The sequence below is a fragment of the Salinivibrio sp. MA427 genome, assembly GCF_001996115.1.
Taxonomy (GTDB): domain Bacteria; phylum Pseudomonadota; class Gammaproteobacteria; order Enterobacterales; family Vibrionaceae; genus Salinivibrio; species Salinivibrio costicola.
On the sequence record NZ_MUFH01000025.1, the window covers coordinates 1 to 16,700 of the forward strand.

At 51.3% G+C, this 16,700-nt stretch carries 17 protein-coding genes; 12 read left to right on the forward strand and 5 right to left on the reverse strand.

Annotated elements, in window-relative coordinates; genetic code table 11:
- Nucleotides 1-1,226 (forward strand): DUF3394 domain-containing protein (locus tag BZG79_RS03845; RefSeq protein ID WP_199877531.1); only part of this gene is annotated, 1,226 nt, incomplete at its 5' end.
- A 61-nt stretch (nt 1,227-1,287) separates the two neighbouring features.
- Entirely contained in the window at nt 1,288-1,719 is a 432-nt protein-coding gene (locus BZG79_RS03850) for a universal stress protein (protein WP_077646011.1), read from the forward strand.
- A 71-nt stretch (nt 1,720-1,790) separates the two neighbouring features.
- Here the strand turns inward: BZG79_RS03850 and BZG79_RS03855 are convergent, their stop codons facing one another.
- Both BZG79_RS03855 and mpl read right to left on the reverse strand, forming a co-directional pair.
- On the reverse strand, nt 1,791-2,420 hold the full coding sequence (locus BZG79_RS03855) for a flavin prenyltransferase UbiX (protein ID WP_077773761.1): 630 nt from the start codon (nt 2,418-2,420) through the stop codon (nt 1,791-1,793).
- Nucleotides 2,410-3,783 carry a UDP-N-acetylmuramate:L-alanyl-gamma-D-glutamyl-meso-diaminopimelate ligase gene (gene mpl / locus BZG79_RS03860; RefSeq protein ID WP_077459973.1) on the reverse strand — a complete coding sequence of 458 codons (1,374 nt, stop codon included), beginning with the start codon at nt 3,781-3,783 and terminating at the stop codon, nt 2,410-2,412. The genes BZG79_RS03855 and mpl overlap by 11 nt, the downstream gene beginning before the upstream one ends.
- Nucleotides 3,784-4,042: 259 nt before the next feature.
- Between mpl and fbp the strand changes: the two genes are divergently transcribed.
- Together fbp and ppa are read left to right on the forward strand one after the other, a co-directional pair.
- A complete protein-coding gene (fbp, locus tag BZG79_RS03865; protein WP_077773762.1) occupies nt 4,043-5,065 on the forward strand; it encodes a class 1 fructose-bisphosphatase in 1,023 nt (340 codons plus the stop codon).
- 128 nt (nt 5,066-5,193) lie between these two features.
- Complete coding sequence (gene ppa, locus BZG79_RS03870; RefSeq protein WP_077773763.1) at nt 5,194-5,721, forward strand: inorganic diphosphatase; 528 nt, start codon at nt 5,194-5,196, stop codon at nt 5,719-5,721.
- A 49-nt stretch (nt 5,722-5,770) separates the two neighbouring features.
- On the opposite strand, the gene BZG79_RS03875 is transcribed toward ppa, so the two are convergent.
- Nucleotides 5,771-9,526, reverse strand: a complete 3,756-nt coding sequence (locus BZG79_RS03875) for a translocation/assembly module TamB domain-containing protein (RefSeq protein ID WP_199877532.1) — start codon at nt 9,524-9,526, stop codon at nt 5,771-5,773.
- 8 nt (nt 9,527-9,534) lie between these two features.
- Nucleotides 9,535-11,238 (reverse strand): autotransporter assembly complex family protein, encoded by a 1,704-nt coding sequence (locus BZG79_RS03880; RefSeq protein ID WP_077773765.1) that lies wholly within the window; start codon nt 11,236-11,238, stop codon nt 9,535-9,537.
- Between the two features lie 163 nt (nt 11,239-11,401).
- Here BZG79_RS03880 and msrA point away from each other — a divergent pair, with 163 nt between their 5' ends.
- The gene (gene msrA, locus BZG79_RS03885; protein ID WP_241824026.1) at nt 11,402-12,034 is read left to right on the forward strand and encodes a peptide-methionine (S)-S-oxide reductase MsrA; all 633 of its coding nucleotides are present in this window, start codon (nt 11,402-11,404) and stop codon (nt 12,032-12,034) included.
- 88 nt (nt 12,035-12,122) lie between these two features.
- On the opposite strand, the gene BZG79_RS03890 is transcribed toward msrA, so the two are convergent.
- The gene (locus tag BZG79_RS03890) at nt 12,123-12,329 is read right to left on the reverse strand and encodes a DUF1107 domain-containing protein (protein WP_077459979.1); all 207 of its coding nucleotides are present in this window, start codon (nt 12,327-12,329) and stop codon (nt 12,123-12,125) included.
- A 371-nt stretch (nt 12,330-12,700) separates the two neighbouring features.
- Between BZG79_RS03890 and BZG79_RS03895 the strand changes: the two genes are divergently transcribed.
- The 7 genes from BZG79_RS03895 to BZG79_RS03925 all read left to right on the forward strand — a co-directional run bounded on the left by BZG79_RS03895 (nt 12,701) and on the right by BZG79_RS03925 (nt 16,547).
- Nucleotides 12,701-13,255, forward strand: a complete 555-nt coding sequence (locus BZG79_RS03895; protein ID WP_077660528.1) for a YtfJ family protein — start codon at nt 12,701-12,703, stop codon at nt 13,253-13,255.
- Between the two features lie 99 nt (nt 13,256-13,354).
- A complete protein-coding gene (locus tag BZG79_RS03900; protein ID WP_077773766.1) occupies nt 13,355-13,642 on the forward strand; it encodes a DUF2607 family protein in 288 nt (95 codons plus the stop codon).
- A gap of 26 nt (nt 13,643-13,668) precedes the next feature.
- Nucleotides 13,669-13,863 (forward strand): DUF2796 domain-containing protein, encoded by a 195-nt coding sequence (locus BZG79_RS03905; RefSeq protein WP_077773767.1) that lies wholly within the window; start codon nt 13,669-13,671, stop codon nt 13,861-13,863.
- The gene (locus tag BZG79_RS03910) at nt 13,844-14,053 is read left to right on the forward strand and encodes a DUF2796 domain-containing protein (protein ID WP_077773768.1); all 210 of its coding nucleotides are present in this window, start codon (nt 13,844-13,846) and stop codon (nt 14,051-14,053) included. Before BZG79_RS03905 ends, BZG79_RS03910 begins: the two co-directional genes overlap by 20 nt.
- 41 nt (nt 14,054-14,094) lie before the next feature.
- Nucleotides 14,095-14,790 (forward strand): ABC transporter ATP-binding protein, encoded by a 696-nt coding sequence (locus BZG79_RS03915; protein ID WP_077459983.1) that lies wholly within the window; start codon nt 14,095-14,097, stop codon nt 14,788-14,790.
- The gene (locus BZG79_RS03920) at nt 14,787-16,046 is read left to right on the forward strand and encodes an ABC transporter permease (protein WP_077676653.1); all 1,260 of its coding nucleotides are present in this window, start codon (nt 14,787-14,789) and stop codon (nt 16,044-16,046) included. Before BZG79_RS03915 ends, BZG79_RS03920 begins: the two co-directional genes overlap by 4 nt.
- A 3-nt stretch (nt 16,047-16,049) precedes the next feature.
- A complete protein-coding gene (locus tag BZG79_RS03925; protein ID WP_021023528.1) occupies nt 16,050-16,547 on the forward strand; it encodes a DUF3299 domain-containing protein in 498 nt (165 codons plus the stop codon).
- The last annotated feature ends 153 nt before the right edge of the window (nt 16,548-16,700 follow it).

Here is a 16,700-nt window from a genome sequence, read left to right on the forward strand (position 1 = left end):
GCGTGCTGGTTTGGTGTTTGACCGTCGAGCGTTTTTCACCCGGCCTATCGGCGTTCTGGGCGACTATTTTTATGATTTTTATCATAGTGACCCAGCGTCCACTGATCGCCTACTTTAATCAACGCACCAACTTCAAAGAAGAAATTCGAGAAGGGGGCGTTGATCTGCTCGAAGCCTTTGTCACTGGCGCGCGCAACATGATTGGCATCGGTGTCGCCACGGCGGCTGCCGGGATCGTTGTCGGCACCGTGACTCTAACCGGCATTGGTTTGGTCATGACTGATTTTGTCGAGCTAATTTCTGGCGGTAATATCTTCTTGATGTTGCTCTTTACGGCAGTGATCAGCTTACTATTAGGCATGGGGCTACCGACCACGGCAAACTATATTGTGGTTTCTACACTGATGGCCCCTGTCATTGTGACCTTGGGGGCACAACAAGGGCTGATTATTCCGCTTATTGCCGTGCACCTTTTTGTGTTCTACTTCGGGATTCTCGCCGATGACACGCCACCGGTCGGTCTCGCCGCTTTCGCGGCCGCGGCCATTGCTAAATCGGATCCGATTCGTACCGGTGTACAAGGCTTTACCTACGATATTCGTACCGCCATTTTACCTTTCATGTTTATCTTCAACACTCAGTTGTTGTTGCTCGACCTCGACGGTCCTTTCCACCTGATATTGACCATTATTTCCGCGACCATTGCGATGTTGGCTTTCTCTGCCGCAACCCAAGGGTGGTGGATGACCAAAAATAAATGGTGGGAAACCGTGTTGCTGTTGCTTATCACCTTCTCTCTATTCCGACCTGGTTTTTGGTGGGATGAAATCTATCCACCCACCACCAGCTACCCAGGAACAGAAATTATGCGCGTAGCCGAGCAACTGCCTGACGGAAAACCGCTGCAACTGGTCGTGGAAGGGGAAAACTTCTTTGGCGATCAGATTTCCAAACATGTGGTTTTGTCGGTAGATAGTCGCCTCGAAAGCGGCGATGCACGGGTACGTGATACCGGTTTGATACTGCGCGAAGAGGATAACTCATTACTGGTTGATAGGGTCCAATTTGGAAGCGATGCCGATAAGGCGGGGATCGACTTTGATTGGCAAATTAAAACCGTCACGGTGGATAACATTCGCCCGTGGAAAGAATGGGTCTTTGTGCCGACACTATTACTCTTGGCATTGCTAGGCTGGAATCAACGCCGTCGCATCCGCCAAGCCTAATGACAGGGGGCACGTGCGCGGCGCGTGCCCTTTTCTTTTTTTGATAGCAAAGGATATCGCTATGTATAAACACATTCTGGTTCCGGTCGATTTAAATGATGAGAGCTTCGCGGATAAGGCGGTCGATCACGCTGCATGGCTGGCCAGTCAATCCGGCGCTAAGCTCCACCTACTGACGGTACTGCCGGGGATTCATAACTCCATGGTGGCCTCTTATTTCCCTGAAGAAGCTGCCAATAAAATGAAACGTGATATGAAGCGAAATCTGCAAGGATTTGCGGATAAATATGTTCCGAAAAACGTGGCCTGCCAGGTGTCTGTTGAAGAAGGCAAGCCTTACAAAGGGATTATCAAAACCGCCGAGCGCTTGGAGTGCGACTTGATCGTTATGCCAAGTCATAAGCGTTCTCGCGTCAACAAGATGATGTTAGGATCGGTGGCCGCGAAAGTGCTTGAAGGCGCTACCATGCATGTGATGGTACTCAAACCTTAGCCGATATCTGGCTGCTCGTTTAGGGCCACCCTCGTAAAGTGAAGGTTCAGGCCTTGCCTGAACCTAATTGATTATGCTTTATCGCGAGGGCGTTGGTCATACCCCCAGCGCGGCACCAAGGTTTGCGCCGCCCCTAAGTGGTCGAGAATGCGCGCCACCATAAAATCGACCAAGTCGTCAATAGACTGGGGTTGGTGATAAAAACCCGGCGCAGCAGGCATAATGGTGACGCCCATCTGCGATAGCTTGTGCATGTTTTCTAAATGCAGCGTTGAAAACGGCGTCTCGCGAACGACCAGTAACAATTGCCCCCGTTCTTTGAGCACCACATCCGCCGCCCGTTCAATCAAGTTATCGGATAGACCATGGGCAATCGAAGACAAGGATCCGGCCGAGCAGGGACAAACAACCATTTGCTTCGGCGCTGCCGAGCCCGAGGCGACCGGCGAAAACCAATCTTCTTTACCGCAAACGATCAGTTTATTGCTATCACATTGCAGATGTTCGGCTAATATTTTCTGTGCCGCTTGCGGGCCTGACGGGAGTTTCAACCCATGTTCGGTCGCCAGCACCACGCGAGCGGCCGAGGATATCAGTAAAAAGACCTGATAATCTTGCGCAAGCAGGCACTCCAGTAACCGTAGGCCGTATGGCGCGCCTGACGCTCCTGTCCATGCCAGCGTGATACGCTTATCCGTCATGCTTTTCTCCTTTGTGACTCAACGCACTGAGCAACTTATCGTGAATACCACCAAAACCCCCATTACTCATGATCAACACGGTATCGCCCGGCAAGGCTTGCTCACTCAACGCGACAACCAGTGTGCCTATATCAGTGTGAATTTGCGTAGGTTGAGCACAACGATCCGCCACCGCATCGAGCGACCAATCGAGCCCTTGAGGCTGATATAAAAACACACTGTCCGCACTCGCCAGCGACGCGGCAAGCGTGTCTTTATGGACCCCTTGTTTCATGGTGTTCGAGCGCGGTTCTAATACGGCGAGAATACGCCCTGCGCCGACCTTGGCTCGCAAGCCCTCCAAGGTCAGTCGAATAGCGGTCGGATGATGGGCAAAATCGTCATATACCGTGACGCCAGCCCGCTCGCCACGCCACTCAAGCCGACGCTTAGTATTGATAAATCTCTCGAGCGATTGACAAGCCAGACCCGGGGTCACTCCCACATGACGCGCCGCTGATAACGCCATCAAGGCATTACGCACGTTATGATCACCGACCAAATCCCAGTTAACCGATCCCACGAGATCACCGGCAAAGTACACATCAAATTGGCTGCCAGCTGCGTCTTTTTTCACGCTTTGCCACTGGCCATCAGGCCCCGCATACACACACTCACTCCAACACCCCATTGCGAGTGTTTCAGCTACGTTGGGATCATCGGACGGCGCAATAATCTGGCCAATCCCAGGTACGGTGCGTATCACATGATGGAATTGCTTTTGAATAGCGGCCAGATCATCAAAAATGTCGGCATGATCGAACTCAAGGTTGTTAATAACCAAGGTTTTCGGTTGGTAGTGAATAAACTTGGAGCGCTTATCAAAAAATGCACTGTCGTATTCATCGGCCTCGACCACAAAAAACGGGCTATCCCCCAAACGGGCTGACGCATTAAAATTGCTGGCCACGCCACCGATTAAAAATCCAGGCTGATAACCACAGTCTTCTAAAATCCACGCCAGCATGCTGGCGGTGGTGGTTTTTCCGTGTGTCCCTGAAACCGCTAACACCCAGCAGTCTTGGAGTAAAAAATCATGCAGCCATTGCGGACCAGACGTGTAAGGCAAACCTTGATTGAGTACGGCTTCAACACAGGGATTCCCGCGGCTCATGGCATTACCAATCACCACTAAATCCGGCTTAGGTGTAAGCTGCGCAGGATCATAGCCTTCAATGATAGCAACCCCTTGGGATTCGAGTAAGGTACTCATTGGGGGATAAACCTGGCTATCTGAGCCTGTCACTTTGTGCCCCAATTGTTTTGCCAGCATGGCGGCTCCACCCATAAAGGTGCCGCAAATGCCTAAAATATGAATATGCATGGCCTTCACTGTATTGTTGGTTACCCAGCCGTTGGACGCGGGCCATTATTATGCCTTGGATTAACGCTTGGGTCTTATCGCTTGCGCGCATATGACATGGTTTTTTATGTCGCGATCACACTTCCCTGGCCTCATCCATTTCTTCAGTACGATTAAAAAGTCACGAGCGCTAGAATGACAACGATTTCAAGAGGCAGACCACTGCCCACTTAAATGCCATTGAATTAGAAAGACAGTTCATCATCACTAAGGATTGAGAATGCCCGACATTAAGACCCTCGGCGAATATATTGTTGAGAAGCAACACGCGTTCCCGCATGCCAGCGGCGACTTATCTTCTTTGCTTGCCTCGATTCGTCTCGCCGCCAAAATTGTCAACCGTGAGATCAACAAAGCGGGCTTGGTCGACATCGCCGGCGCTATCGGCACAGAAAACGCACAAGGTGAAGAACAACAAAAGCTCGACGTTTACGCCAACGAAAAGTTTAAAGCTGCGATGGAGGCTCGCGACCACGTTTGCGGTGTCGCGAGTGAGGAAGAAGATGAAGCGGTCATCTTCAACAAGCAACTGAATCGTAATGCTAAATATGTGGTATTGATTGACCCGCTTGATGGCTCATCAAACATTGATGTCAATGTCTCCGTCGGCACCATTTTCTCCATTTATCACCGTGTTTCACCGGTCGGCACCCCCCCTACCGAAGACGACTTCCTGCAACCGGGTCATCGCCAAGTGGCTGCCGGCTATATCATTTACGGCTCATCCACCATGTTAGTTTACACCACAGGTGATGGTGTGCATGGTTTTACCTATGATCCATCGCTGGGTCTGTTTTGCCTCTCTCACGAGAATATGACCGTTCCTAAAGAGGGAACGATTTACTCGATTAACGAAGGCAACTACATCAAGTTCCCGCAGGGCGTCAAAAAATACATCAAATACTGTCAAGAAAACGTCCCTGACGAGAAACGGCCGTATACGTCACGCTACATTGGCTCTTTGGTGGCCGATTTTCACCGTAATCTGCTAAAAGGTGGCATTTACTTGTACCCGAGTACCCTAGCTTATCCAAATGGTAAATTGCGGTTGCTGTATGAGTGCAACCCCATGGCGTTTATTATCGAGCAGGCCGGCGGTAAAGCCACGGATGGGATGCAGCGGGTGATGGACATTGAACCCARAGAACTTCATCAGCGCGTTCCCTTCTTCGTTGGCTCTAGTAATATGGTGGATAAAGTCGGCGAATACCTGGAAACCTATCCTGATCATGAAGACAATTAACGCGTATTAGCAAAAAGAATGCCGCGCTTTTTTATGATGACGAGGCGACCTGGTAGGTCGCCTCTGTTATTTTCACGCTTGGCGGTTATAATTGGCACACACTGTTTGATTTAACAAAAGGACATTCCATGAGCCTGAACCAGGTCCCTGCGGGCAAAGATCTGCCTGAAGATATTTATGTGGTGATTGAGATCCCAGCGAATGCTGATCCAATCAAGTACGAAGTGGACAAAGATAGCGGTGCGGTATTTGTCGATCGCTTTATGTCTACCCCAATGTTTTACCCATGTAACTATGGTTATGTAAACCATACCTTGTCACTTGACGGTGACCCGGTAGACGTACTGGTTCCAACCCCATTCCCTCTCGTACCCGGTTCAGTAATCCGCTGCCGTCCAGTGGGTGTGCTAAAAATGACCGACGAGTCTGGTGAAGATGCCAAAGTTGTCGCAGTGCCTCATAGCAAGCTGACCAAAGAGTACGATCACGTGAAAGACGTGAACGATCTGCCTGAGCTACTCAAAGCACAAATCACGCATTTCTTCGAGCGTTACAAAGAGCTTGAAGCCGGCAAGTGGGTCAAAGTCGATGGCTGGGCCGATRCACAAGCCGCAAAAGACGAAATCCTGTCTTCTTTTGAGCGCGCACAGAAATAATCGAGCGTGTAACTGAGACAGTAAAGGCCCGCTCTATCAGCGGGCTTTTTTATTTAATCTCAAACTGATAAAGCACATCGACCGCTTGGTCAACACCCGATACCGCTTCTAGGTAAAGGTCTTTCATTAAACGATAGCGCACAGTAAATACCCCAATCGCATCGAAGATCCCGACCCCATATTTCACTTCCAAATCCGGTAAAATATAGCCTGACACTTCGACCTTTTGTTCGTCGCCGGCACCCGCGGTATCTAAGGTGAGATCCTCAACACCAAAGGCTTGGCCGATCTCTCCTACCAATTTTCCGCTTTGCGCTAACCCAATACCAATCAGCATCGAGGTCATATTGGCATCGCCGGCGCCAGCATCCAGCGCTCGGCCACGCAATAGATAAGATAAGGCATTCGCCTGCGAGCCAGCCGGATCCATAAATATATCCGCAACCGGATCATCGGCCGGGCCACTCAAGCGAATACCTGCGATCACATCCCCCTCTATTCGCTCTGGGTTACGAATCGCTTCCACTTGCAGGTAGGGTTGGTCGGCAGGGCCATTAAACAAGATTTCCCCTTTGCGGATAATCAAGTCTTGTCCGAACGAGCGATACGTTCCGTCTAGTAAGCTGACATTCCCGACAATTAATACACCTTGCGGGTTGTTTTTGATATTCAGTTCACCGGATAAGCGCGACTTTAAACCAAAGGCTGCGAGACTAACGTCATCCCCCAGTGCTAACTTTACATCGGTGACTAGGTTAAACGGCATCGGCTCGTCTTGTTCTGCACTTTTTGGCGTATAGTCTTGGTTTAACAGCACCGTATCGTCTGACACCGTCACCGCTGACGCAGGTAAGTTTTCGACTTCTATCCGTCCCCAAGGCACATGAATATCACCACGAATCGCGACCTGGTCAGGCGTCGCAGAGACGGTAAGATCTGGCGCGACATCGATCTTTACCATTGGGGGAAGGTTAACACGTAACGTATCACCCGATACATTCAAGCCAAATTGCCAATCATCAATGCGGGGCCATTGGCCATCGCCTTTTAGTGTTAGCGGACCCTCAGGCGTGATTAACTGCCCATCCAGTTGCCCTTGTTGCCCATCAACCGTCAGAGCCAATTGCCCGTTATCTACATCCACCGGTGACGATAAGCCTTTCATCCGCAGCCCACTGACCGTCATGCCGCCATACACTTGCGGTAACGTTAGTGGGCCTTCAAGACGTAAATTCGCATTCACTTCACCATTCATATCCGCTTGTTTATCGTTTCCGAGCAAGGGCTCAAGCTTGGCCAATTGCACAGCAGTCACGGTAAGGTCGCCAGTAATCGTAGGTGTAGGGGCCAATAAATCGGTTAGGGTAAAGCCAGACGCAAGGGTGCCACCATCATCCAACGTCAGAGCAAGCGCCCCTTGTAATTGGTCATTGTGCCAGCGTGCATCCATGTTCGCGTGTTGCCAGTCAATGACCAGTGGCCTTTCTGCTTGCTGACGCAGTGCACCGTCGGTGATATCAATCGAGGCGCGTACATCTGGCGAGGCGTCAGGCTGCCATCGAGCGTGAACGGCTGCATTGGCACGTGTTTCAACGTGCCATTCCGGCGGCATGAACGCCGCAATTTGCTTCGCATCAAACCCTTCAATATTGGCAACGACCTCTCCTTGCTCACCAATATAGGCCGGTTGTGATAAGCATAAAGAAGTGGCTTGCCACTGCCAGCAATGCTCGCCGATCTGGGTTTGCGTATCGGCGAAAGTAAACGCAATGGGCGCCGCGGTTTGCTGCACGATGTCGCCAATGTCTTCTACATTCACCCGCGTATCGAGCAGTTGCCCTTGCCAACCGGACTCGCGCGCCAACGCACCTTGAATACTCAGCACGCCAGAGGTAGGAACGCCTTGCCAGCGTAAATCCAGCTGATGCTCGGCTTCATCACCGCGGACGGTAAGATCTAAGTTCTCTAAACGCAGCGTTTGATAACGCCCTCCCAGCACAGACACATTCAGGTTGCCACCTAAGGTATCCTTTAAGGCCAGGGCGCCGTCCAAAGTGAGCTGATTGATGCGCAGATCTTGCCAGCGCAACTGCTTGGCATGGAAGGCCAGTTTGGCATCGGGATGGGCAAAGGGCCCGCTCAGACGCGCATCGCCGCGAATCACACCGGTTAACATCGGTAATGATTGGGACAGGTCAGCAATATCCACCGATAGCCCCATTTTCCACTCGTCACGCACTTGCCCTTGCGCAGTAATACGGTTAGGACCGTGGGAAAGCGTCAGACCGGAGGTAGAAACGCTAGGTTGCCCATCGCCATCACGATCATGGGCATTAAGCGCGCCAGACACTGAAAGGGGTAATTGCTGAAGCTCACCATGAACGACCAAGGTTGGCATAGACACATCCCAGCCACCTTGTGGGGTTAATCGTCCACGATGGCTCACGGCGCCGGTTACATCACCATTCACCTCAGGCCATTGCCGCTGAGGCTGAATATGGGCAAAGCCTAACTCGGCTTGCCAAAAAGGCACGCTGGACCAATCCACGCTGGCGCGCCCAGCAACAGTACCACCGAGTGTTTGTGCCTCAAATTGCGAGAGCTTGAGCGCCGAGAGGCTACCTTGCCCGGCAAGGTTTAGTTGTGTTTTCGGCACCTCAGGACCGTCGACGTCACTTTGTAGCCCCAGCTGATAGTCAGATAAGTCACCATCGGCGTGAAAGTGTAGCTCGCGTAATGCCGCGATCGCTTTCCCCGTCAGCGGCCACGCCAATGCCTCGCTATCCAATTGCACGGCAAAAGGTAAGTTCGGTGCCAGCACGTTTGCTTCTCCCTCAAGCGTCGCCGTCACCGGGCCGCGCGCGCTCGCGTTTAGCTTAAGCGCGGCAAGACTTCCTGAGGCCGACAGTGACAATGCTTGCCCTTGGAGCGATGCCAAGTTCGTGGTCAACTGTGTTTCTAAGGTCAGTGGGTACTCACCTTCCAACAAGATATCGCCAGAAAGCTTAGCCGTGCCCTGAGGGGCAGCCACCGAAAAATGGTCAATCGTCACCGCACTGCCCTTGACGGCGCCGACGAGATCTAACGAAGAAAAGGTATGTACTGTACCGGCGTCAATACGAGTATCGCGTAGGCTAAATTGCTCAACATTGATATTTAGCGGCACATGAATGGACGGCAAGCGGAGCCCTGGATAATGAAAAGGGGCACTCGAGGCGTCGCTATCAGGTTTACCAACCGCACGGTCGGTATTTTCTTGATCACTGTCGTTGGTGGGCAGGGTAACCACCAGCTGCTGCCACTTTGTGGGCGATAAGGTTAAGGTGTCTCCCTCGACATGCACACCGCCTTGAAGCTGCTGCCAGTCAATCGCCTGTCCCGCCACCTGAATCGCCACATCATTGAATGCAAACGCGTTAATATGTATCGGTAGCGGCGATTGGATCCTCGCGGTAGACGGCTCGGCGGCGGTGTTGTCATCGCTTGGCGGGAAATTAAGCGCAAGCGTTACCCCTTCAGCCGCCAGTTGTTCGACACAGATTGATGGAGTAAGTAAGCACTTACCTTTTATCTCAATCCCCAGCTTATTAGCGGCCAATTGGATTTGCTCATCCTGATATTGCAGACCACGAAGTTCAAAGCCGGTCAGCAAAGTGCCCTCGGCTTGTTCAAGCGATAATGCAGGTATAGCTTTCTGTGCCCCCCACACTCCAACTTGTAACCCGATCGGCGTAAATAAGGTGGTGGACACCAAACCTACCAGCGCAAATATCGTGATTAATAGAATCAAAGTTAATCTAACCAACCACCGGCTCATAATTCAGGCCCCAACGTCAGGTGCACACGAAAGTCGTCATCGTCATTATCAAAACCATGGGCGACATCAAGGCGAATCGGGCCCACCGGTGATGACCAACGAATGCCTGTCCCGGCCGCGCGCTTCCATGACAAATGGTTGGTCCACGCATCGCCGCCGTCAGCAAACACCGCCCACCACCAATTGCCACCAAGACGATACTGATATTCTAAAGTCCCGGTTAACATATAGCGTGCACCACTTAACTGACCGCTGTCATCGACAGGCGAGACGGTTTCATAGCCATAACCACGAATGCTGTTATCCCCCCCAGCGAAAAAGCGTAATGATGGTGGTGCTTCACGAAACTCCTCGGAAATCAGGGCGCCACCATCGACCCGGAGTAAGCCACGATGATTCTTATTTAAACTGCGAATCCAAGCACTACGACCTTGAAGTCGCAGCAAGCTAATATCCGACAGCCACGCGGGATCGGCTACCTCCAGCGTCAGTGATTGCTTGTCTCCCCAATGCGGCATTAAACCACCACGCACACGCGTTCGGGTAACGTTGACGCCCGGCAGCACCACGCTGACGATATCTTCATCTTGCCCTTGGCTATAGTTTTCGTACAGCCAGCGCAGCGATACACTGCGCTGCCAGCCGGTATCATAAAGCCAGTGTCGGGAGACAGAGGTCGTCGCTTCAAAACTGGTGGTATCGCGTTGGTCTGTATTTTTTAACCCCAGCTGAACTTGATAATATTCCCGTGAAACATCGTCAAGCGGCACTTTATAGGTAGAAGTAAGGGTTTGCTCTGGCTGAGAAACCGCCAGTGATGTGCTCAGGCTATGCCCCCTTGAATTATACCAAGGCTTACGCCAATTAAGCTTAAGACGCGGACCAATGTCGGTGGAATACCCCACCCCAGTTTCAAACTTGTTGCGCGCTTCCGGGGTCAACGTCACCTTGATCGGCACTTCATTGTCCTCGGCGTCTTCCATATCCGCTTGGACTAATGCACTGGCAAACCAGCCCGTATTTGCTAACGCTTGGTTAAACTCGCCTAAGTCAGTAACTTGATAGAGATCACCTGGTGAAAAATCTCGCAGTGTATCAAGTCGCTTATGCTGGATTTGCGAGCCTTGATAATCGATCGCACCAAAATGATAACGCTTGCCACTGGCAAAATGCAGACGAATAAAGGCTTGCTGGCGGTCAGGCGCAACTTCGAGCCGGGCTTGCGTAAAACGACCATCAAAATAGCCCTTTTTCACGGCTAAGCTCTGGATCTGACTTTTGAGTGACTCATAATCACTGTGATTGAGCCGATGACCAGGTTGCGGTCCTTTCGCTTTAAGCGAATGAAAGTCATCATCCATCGCAGCTTCACCGGAAAAGACGACATCGACTTGCGCCACGTTAACCGGGGGGCCTGGATTAACGGAGACAACCAGGGTATCGCCCTCTGGCGCGTTCAGCGTGATTTTTGGCTGATAGTAGCCTACTGCCTGGAGTGCTTGTCGGACATCGCGCTCGATACGCGCCTTAAACCGATACGAACCATCGCGTTCTTCGGGCGCGATCGCTGCCAAATACGTTGCTACATTTTGTTGCGCTTCACCCTCGAGTCCTTGGAGCTCAACGTCGAGGCTCGCGCGTACCCAGCTAGGTAGCAGTAAAAAAGCGATCGCAATAAGGGAGAGTTTACGTATCTTCATGCAATGAGAACCATTACTAGGGTGCCGCTCAACAAAATTGATGATATCTTGCCATATTACGCGTTGAGCTGGGCTTGATGCTAGCGCCATTCACATCAGTCCACACCCAAAGCGGTTTCATACAACACATAACGCTTTTCATCACAGCAGTAAAAGGATGCCTATGTCGATGCAATCTTCGTTCAGCCAACCCGATAATGCGATTGCGGATCGTGCTGATGCCATCACGCCCACCGAGCCACATGCCGTATTTGGGCAACCTATCACAACGGCCCCAGCGAACGGTCAGAAACAGGTCATTTTAGGGATGGGCTGTTTTTGGGGAGCGGAACGCAAACTCTGGCAACAACCAGGTGTAGTCATGACCTCTGTTGGCTACTGCGGTGGGGTAACACAACACCCGCGCTATCAAGATGTCTGTACGGGTCAAACAGGCCACGCCGAAGTGGTTAATGTCATTTTTGACCCGAGTGTCACCAGTCTGGACGCTTTATTGACGATCTTTTGGGAAAACCACGATCCAACTCAAGGATTGCGCCAAGGTAATGACGTGGGCCCACAGTACCGTTCAGCCATTTATTACTGTGATCCTGCCGATCGCGCGACGGTAGAAGCCAGCTTTGCCGCCTATCAAGCCGCTTTAAAAGCAGCGGGCAAGTCGGATGCCGTCACCACAGAGATCGCCCCCGCAGGTACTTATTTCTTAGCAGAAACAGACCATCAGCAGTATCTGCACAAAAATCCCCAAGGCTACTGCGGCTTGGGTGGCACCGGCGTTTGCTTCCCGCCACAATAGTCTGAAGGCACGCAAAAGTCTGATGACACGCAAACTCAGAGATAAAAAAACACGTCATTAGACGTGTTTTTTCTGCATCGCACGTTTTTTATGCGGTGATGGCCATCGATTTAATTTCTTTATTTACTTCGGTCATGACCGAGAGTGCACGTTTATCACTGTGTCCTGGAGGTAGCAAACGCCCACCATCAAACTCAAACGCGCCGACACCTTCAATATAAAGTCGGCCCTTAAAAAATCGTTTCACATATCGCGCAATCTGGGTTGGTCGATATTGACGAAAGATGCGAAGCATAGGGATCCCTTTATTTCTCAACCAAGTCTGATGAACAGACCGAAACAGTAACAACGCTCTTTCACCGTTTCTCGGTAAATCATGTGTTACCACCTTGGAGCACCGAATATTATCTGGCAATCTCCACGTATAAAGCTAAGCAAGCAAAGTGCCATCTTATTCTGATGACAAGCACAGAATTAGAGCCTACTGGGCACGAAAAGTTCCTACCTTAGATCAATACGCGCGCTTTGAAGTGACGATCACTGGATAAAACTCCGATCTTGCGCACGGATTAACTCTTGGCACTTGGCACAACGCACTGTCTGGCGTAACCATAGATAACTTGGCACCGAATGCCAAATAATGACCACAGACATGGATGATAAAGCATGAACAAAACCCTACTTGCTCTCACTTTTGCGTTATTCACAGGCACCAGTTGGGCGCACACGATCCAAAACGGTGCACCTTTACCGTCAGCCAAGGTCGCCGAGCACGGCGAACTAACCTTGAATGGCGACGATATCGTTTATCAAGCTTGGCAAACCGAACAGTTGCAGGAAAAAGTACGCGTGATCCAAGCCATTGCTGGACGCAGTAGCGCCAAAGAAATGAACGCCCCCCTCATGGCGGCAATTACCGCCGCGGATTTTGACGATGCACGCTATCAAACCACCACCATCATCAATCAAGATGATGCCATGTGGGGAACTGGCGGCTTTGTAAAATCGTCAGCCGAAGACAGTAAACGCGAATTTAGCTGGTCATCGATTGTGCTCGACGAAAATGGCAGTGTCGCAGAGGCATGGCGCTTAAAAGAAGAGAGCTCGTTGATTGCCGTACTGGATGATAAAGGCATGGTGCGTTTTGTAAAAGAAGGCAAGCTAAACGAGGATGAAGTGAATCAAGTTGTCAGCTTGGTGACAGAGCTGGTAAACCAATAATCATATCGCGGGCAAGGCCCGCGCTTTCATTTCAGACTTGGCGTTCAAGGCTACAATTGTTATGTTATCACATTACTCAATAACCTCATGGACGTCTGGATGACTCGGCGAGTGCTCGTCAACCTGCTATTTGTATTGGTGCTTAGCCAAGCCGGACTGTGGGCGCACCATCAAGTCGACACCTTAGCCCCGAGCCATCACAGTGAGCATTGTGGTGTCTGTCATCYCATCCCACCAGCAATACTGGCTTCCAGTATCGTGACACCGACGCCCACCTATGCTGCCAATACCCTCATCGTTTGGTCAAAACCTCAGCGAGCTTATCGTACCGCTATTGCCTTTTCGGCGCGCGCCCCACCGAGTGAAATAAATGTCTTCATTATCTAATTCATTTATTCACGAGGAGAAACCACATGAAAGCTCGTTTATTACCCAGCGTTATCACTATGGCCATCGCGACCACCTCTGCAGCAACATTAGCCGATGAAGCCAGCTATCAGTCGTTCGATGCCCACGTCCACGGGGAGGTGGCACTGAGCCTCGCCCAAGACGGTGAGCGCGTATTCATTGAGTTAACGGCCCCCGGCAATGATGTGGTCCGAGCATGATCAGGGTAACCACAACACTTTATCCGTGAACTATCAATTCGTTTGCCAAACCCCACAAGCCTTCACCGAATTGAAAACGGATTGGTTTAGCCTGTTCCCTAACACAGAAGCCATCAAAATTCAGGCCGTTACCGATGATAAGGTCTGGGTTGACACCTTGATTCGTGCTAAGTCGCACATCCAGTGGTAGTGAAAAAAGGAGGCGGGGCGCATCCAGTGCCCCTGTCAGGCATGATAACCATCAAACAACTAGGTTTTACGTGGCCGGGCCAGCCGCAACCGATCCTTGATATCGACAGTTTTGCGGTCAATGCTGGCGAGCATATATTTTTACAAGGTCCCAGCGGCAGTGGTAAATCCACCCTGCTAAGCCTGATTGCGGGTATTCATATCCCCCAGACGGGTACGCTGACGGTCAATCATCAAGCGCTAACGGCACTGAATGATCGCGAGCGTGATCAATTCCGTGCTAACCACATTGGTTATATTTTTCAGCAATTTAATCTACTGCCTTATTTATCGGTGATCGATAATGTCACCGTGCCGCTGCGCTTTTCTCACCTGCGTCGTCAGGCGTTGACACGATCGCCTCATCAAGAGGCCGCCACCTTGCTCGACCAATTGGGCTTACCCACAAACTGTCACCACCAGCCGGTCACCGCGCTGAGTATCGGCCAGCAACAACGGGTCGCGGCGGCGCGGGCGCTGATTGGTGCGCCGGCGTTAATTATCGCTGACGAGCCGACTTCTGCGCTCGACGCTGACACCCGCAACACCTTTATTCAGTTGCTTCAAGACCGCTGCCGAGAAGCCAACAGCAGCTTATTGTTTGTCAGCCATGACAGTCAATTAGCGCCCTTGTTTGACCGTGATGTCTCGCTTCCCGCGCTGAATCGCGCCATGCGTCGCAAGGAGGATCAGCAATGATTTCGCTATTGGGACTCGCAGGGAAAAGCCTGAAAAATCGCCGCGCCACCGCATTGCTTTCTTTGCTGACCGTCACCATCGCCGTGGTGCTGTTACTCGGCGTCGAAAAGGTGCGCACGCAAGCGAAGGCCAGCTTTGCCAACACCATTTCCAACACCGATTTAATTGTGGGCGCCCGTTCTGGCTCCATTAATTTGCTGCTCTATTCCGTGTTTCGAATTGGTAACGCCACCAACAATATCGGCTGGGAAAGTTATCAGCGCCTTCGCGAGCACTCAGATGTGAGTTGGACCATCCCCATTTCACTCGGGGATTCTCACCGTGGCTTTCGCGTGCTCGGCACCAGCAATGATTACTTTTCCCATTATCAATATGGTCAAAAACAACCACTCGCCTTTCGCCAAGGCGGCCCATTTTCCGGTCTATTTGATACCGTGATTGGCGCCCAAGTGGCGAAAGATCTGGGATACAAAATGGGCGATAACCTAGTGATTGCTCATGGACTGGCCGATAAAAGCTTTAATCAACACGACAATTTGCCGTTTACTGTCACCGGTATTTTGGCGCCCACCGGCACGCCCGTCGACCGCAGTGTGCATGTGTCGCTCGAAGCCATAGAAGCGATTCATGTCGGCTGGGAAAGTGGCGCACGACTCGGCCAAGGCCTCACTCAAGCCCAAGCACAGCAGCGTGAATTACAGCCCGAGCAACTCACTGCAGTCATGGTGGGTCTGAACAGTAAAATCAAAACGTTTGCCGTCCAGCGTTGGGTCAATACTTATTCACGCGAGCCATTGACTGCCATCATGCCCGGCATTGCCTTGCATGAGCTATGGGACATGATGCGCGTGGGCGAGCAAGCGCTATTAGTGATCGCTGGATTTGTCGTCGTTGCTGGATTATTAGGCATGCTCTCCAGCCTGCTCACCAGCCTGAACGAGCGTCGACGAGAAATGGCAATTTTACGGGCAATGGGCGCACGTCCGGTACATATTATTCTGCTGTTGGTCAGTGAGGCGGTTGCCATCACCCTGGCGGGTATCATCTTAGGTGTGCTACTGCTTTATGGCGGTCTTGCGCTCACCCAGCCCTATATTATCAGTGAATTTGGCCTGTTCTTACCGCTCGACTGGCCCTCTTATTATGAATGTTTGTTAATGGTCGGCGTGTTTATCGCTGGTCTCGTGGTCGGCTTAATTCCCGCTTGGCGCGCGTACCGACAAACACTGTCCGACGGCATGACAATGAAGGTATAACCCATGAAAAAACGGATAACGCTCCATCTTATCGCCTTGCTTAGCGGCCTTTTGAGTTCGCTTGCTTGGGCAAGCAGTGAACCACTCATGCTCGATTGGATAGATTTGGTTCCTGAGCACGAACGGGCACAGTTTGATAGCCGCGGCATGCCAGACATTAGCCACGACGGTGATAACCCGCAAAGCTTGGTCGGATCGGTTCGCCCTGAACTCAATAATAGCCAAGTTAAAATCCCCGGCTTTGTGATCCCGTTAGAAGGTGACGATCAACGGGTGACCGAATTCTTGCTGGTCCCTTTTCTTGGCGCCTGCATCCATGTGCCACCCCCACCGCCCAATCAAATTATTTACGTAAAGTTTGCCGATGGCGCGCCGATTCAAGAACTATGGGATGTGGTTTATGTCGAAGGGACACTCAATACTGAGCATGTCAGTCATGACTTGGCAGAGGTGGGATATGTACTGCAAGGTACAACGCTAAGCGCCTACGACGACGGATAGATTTCTATCAATCAGTGAGCTTGATCGGCGCCGACACCATTGTCAGACAATATAATGAGACAATATCGCCAGTGCGCCGATATAAATGGCGATCAACAGTAAATTGATGGAGTTAGGTTTTTGCCTTCGCACACGCATCCCTACGCTTAATAG

Bases quoted from the DNA above. Each gene is read 5' to 3' on its own strand.
- BZG79_RS03910 (WP_077773768.1), top strand. From the start codon at position 13,844: ATGATGTGGTCCGAGCATGATCAGGGTAACCACAACACTTTATCCGTG.
- msrA (WP_241824026.1), top strand. From the start codon at position 11,402: ATGTCGATGCAATCTTCGTTCAGCCAACCCGATAATGCGATTGCGGAT.
- BZG79_RS03925 (WP_021023528.1), top strand. From the start codon at position 16,050: ATGAAAAAACGGATAACGCTCCATCTTATCGCCTTGCTTAGCGGCCTT.
- BZG79_RS03880 (WP_077773765.1), bottom strand. From the start codon at position 11,238: ATGAAGATACGTAAACTCTCCCTTATTGCGATCGCTTTTTTACTGCTA.
- BZG79_RS03920 (WP_077676653.1), top strand. From the start codon at position 14,787: ATGATTTCGCTATTGGGACTCGCAGGGAAAAGCCTGAAAAATCGCCGC.
- BZG79_RS03890 (WP_077459979.1), bottom strand. From the start codon at position 12,329: ATGCTTCGCATCTTTCGTCAATATCGACCAACCCAGATTGCGCGATAT.
- BZG79_RS03895 (WP_077660528.1), top strand. From the start codon at position 12,701: ATGAACAAAACCCTACTTGCTCTCACTTTTGCGTTATTCACAGGCACC.
- BZG79_RS03905 (WP_077773767.1), top strand. From the start codon at position 13,669: ATGAAAGCTCGTTTATTACCCAGCGTTATCACTATGGCCATCGCGACC.
- BZG79_RS03915 (WP_077459983.1), top strand. From the start codon at position 14,095: ATGATAACCATCAAACAACTAGGTTTTACGTGGCCGGGCCAGCCGCAA.
- mpl (WP_077459973.1), bottom strand. From the start codon at position 3,783: ATGCATATTCATATTTTAGGCATTTGCGGCACCTTTATGGGTGGAGCC.
- BZG79_RS03850 (WP_077646011.1), top strand. From the start codon at position 1,288: ATGTATAAACACATTCTGGTTCCGGTCGATTTAAATGATGAGAGCTTC.
- BZG79_RS03855 (WP_077773761.1), bottom strand. From the start codon at position 2,420: ATGACGGATAAGCGTATCACGCTGGCATGGACAGGAGCGTCAGGCGCG.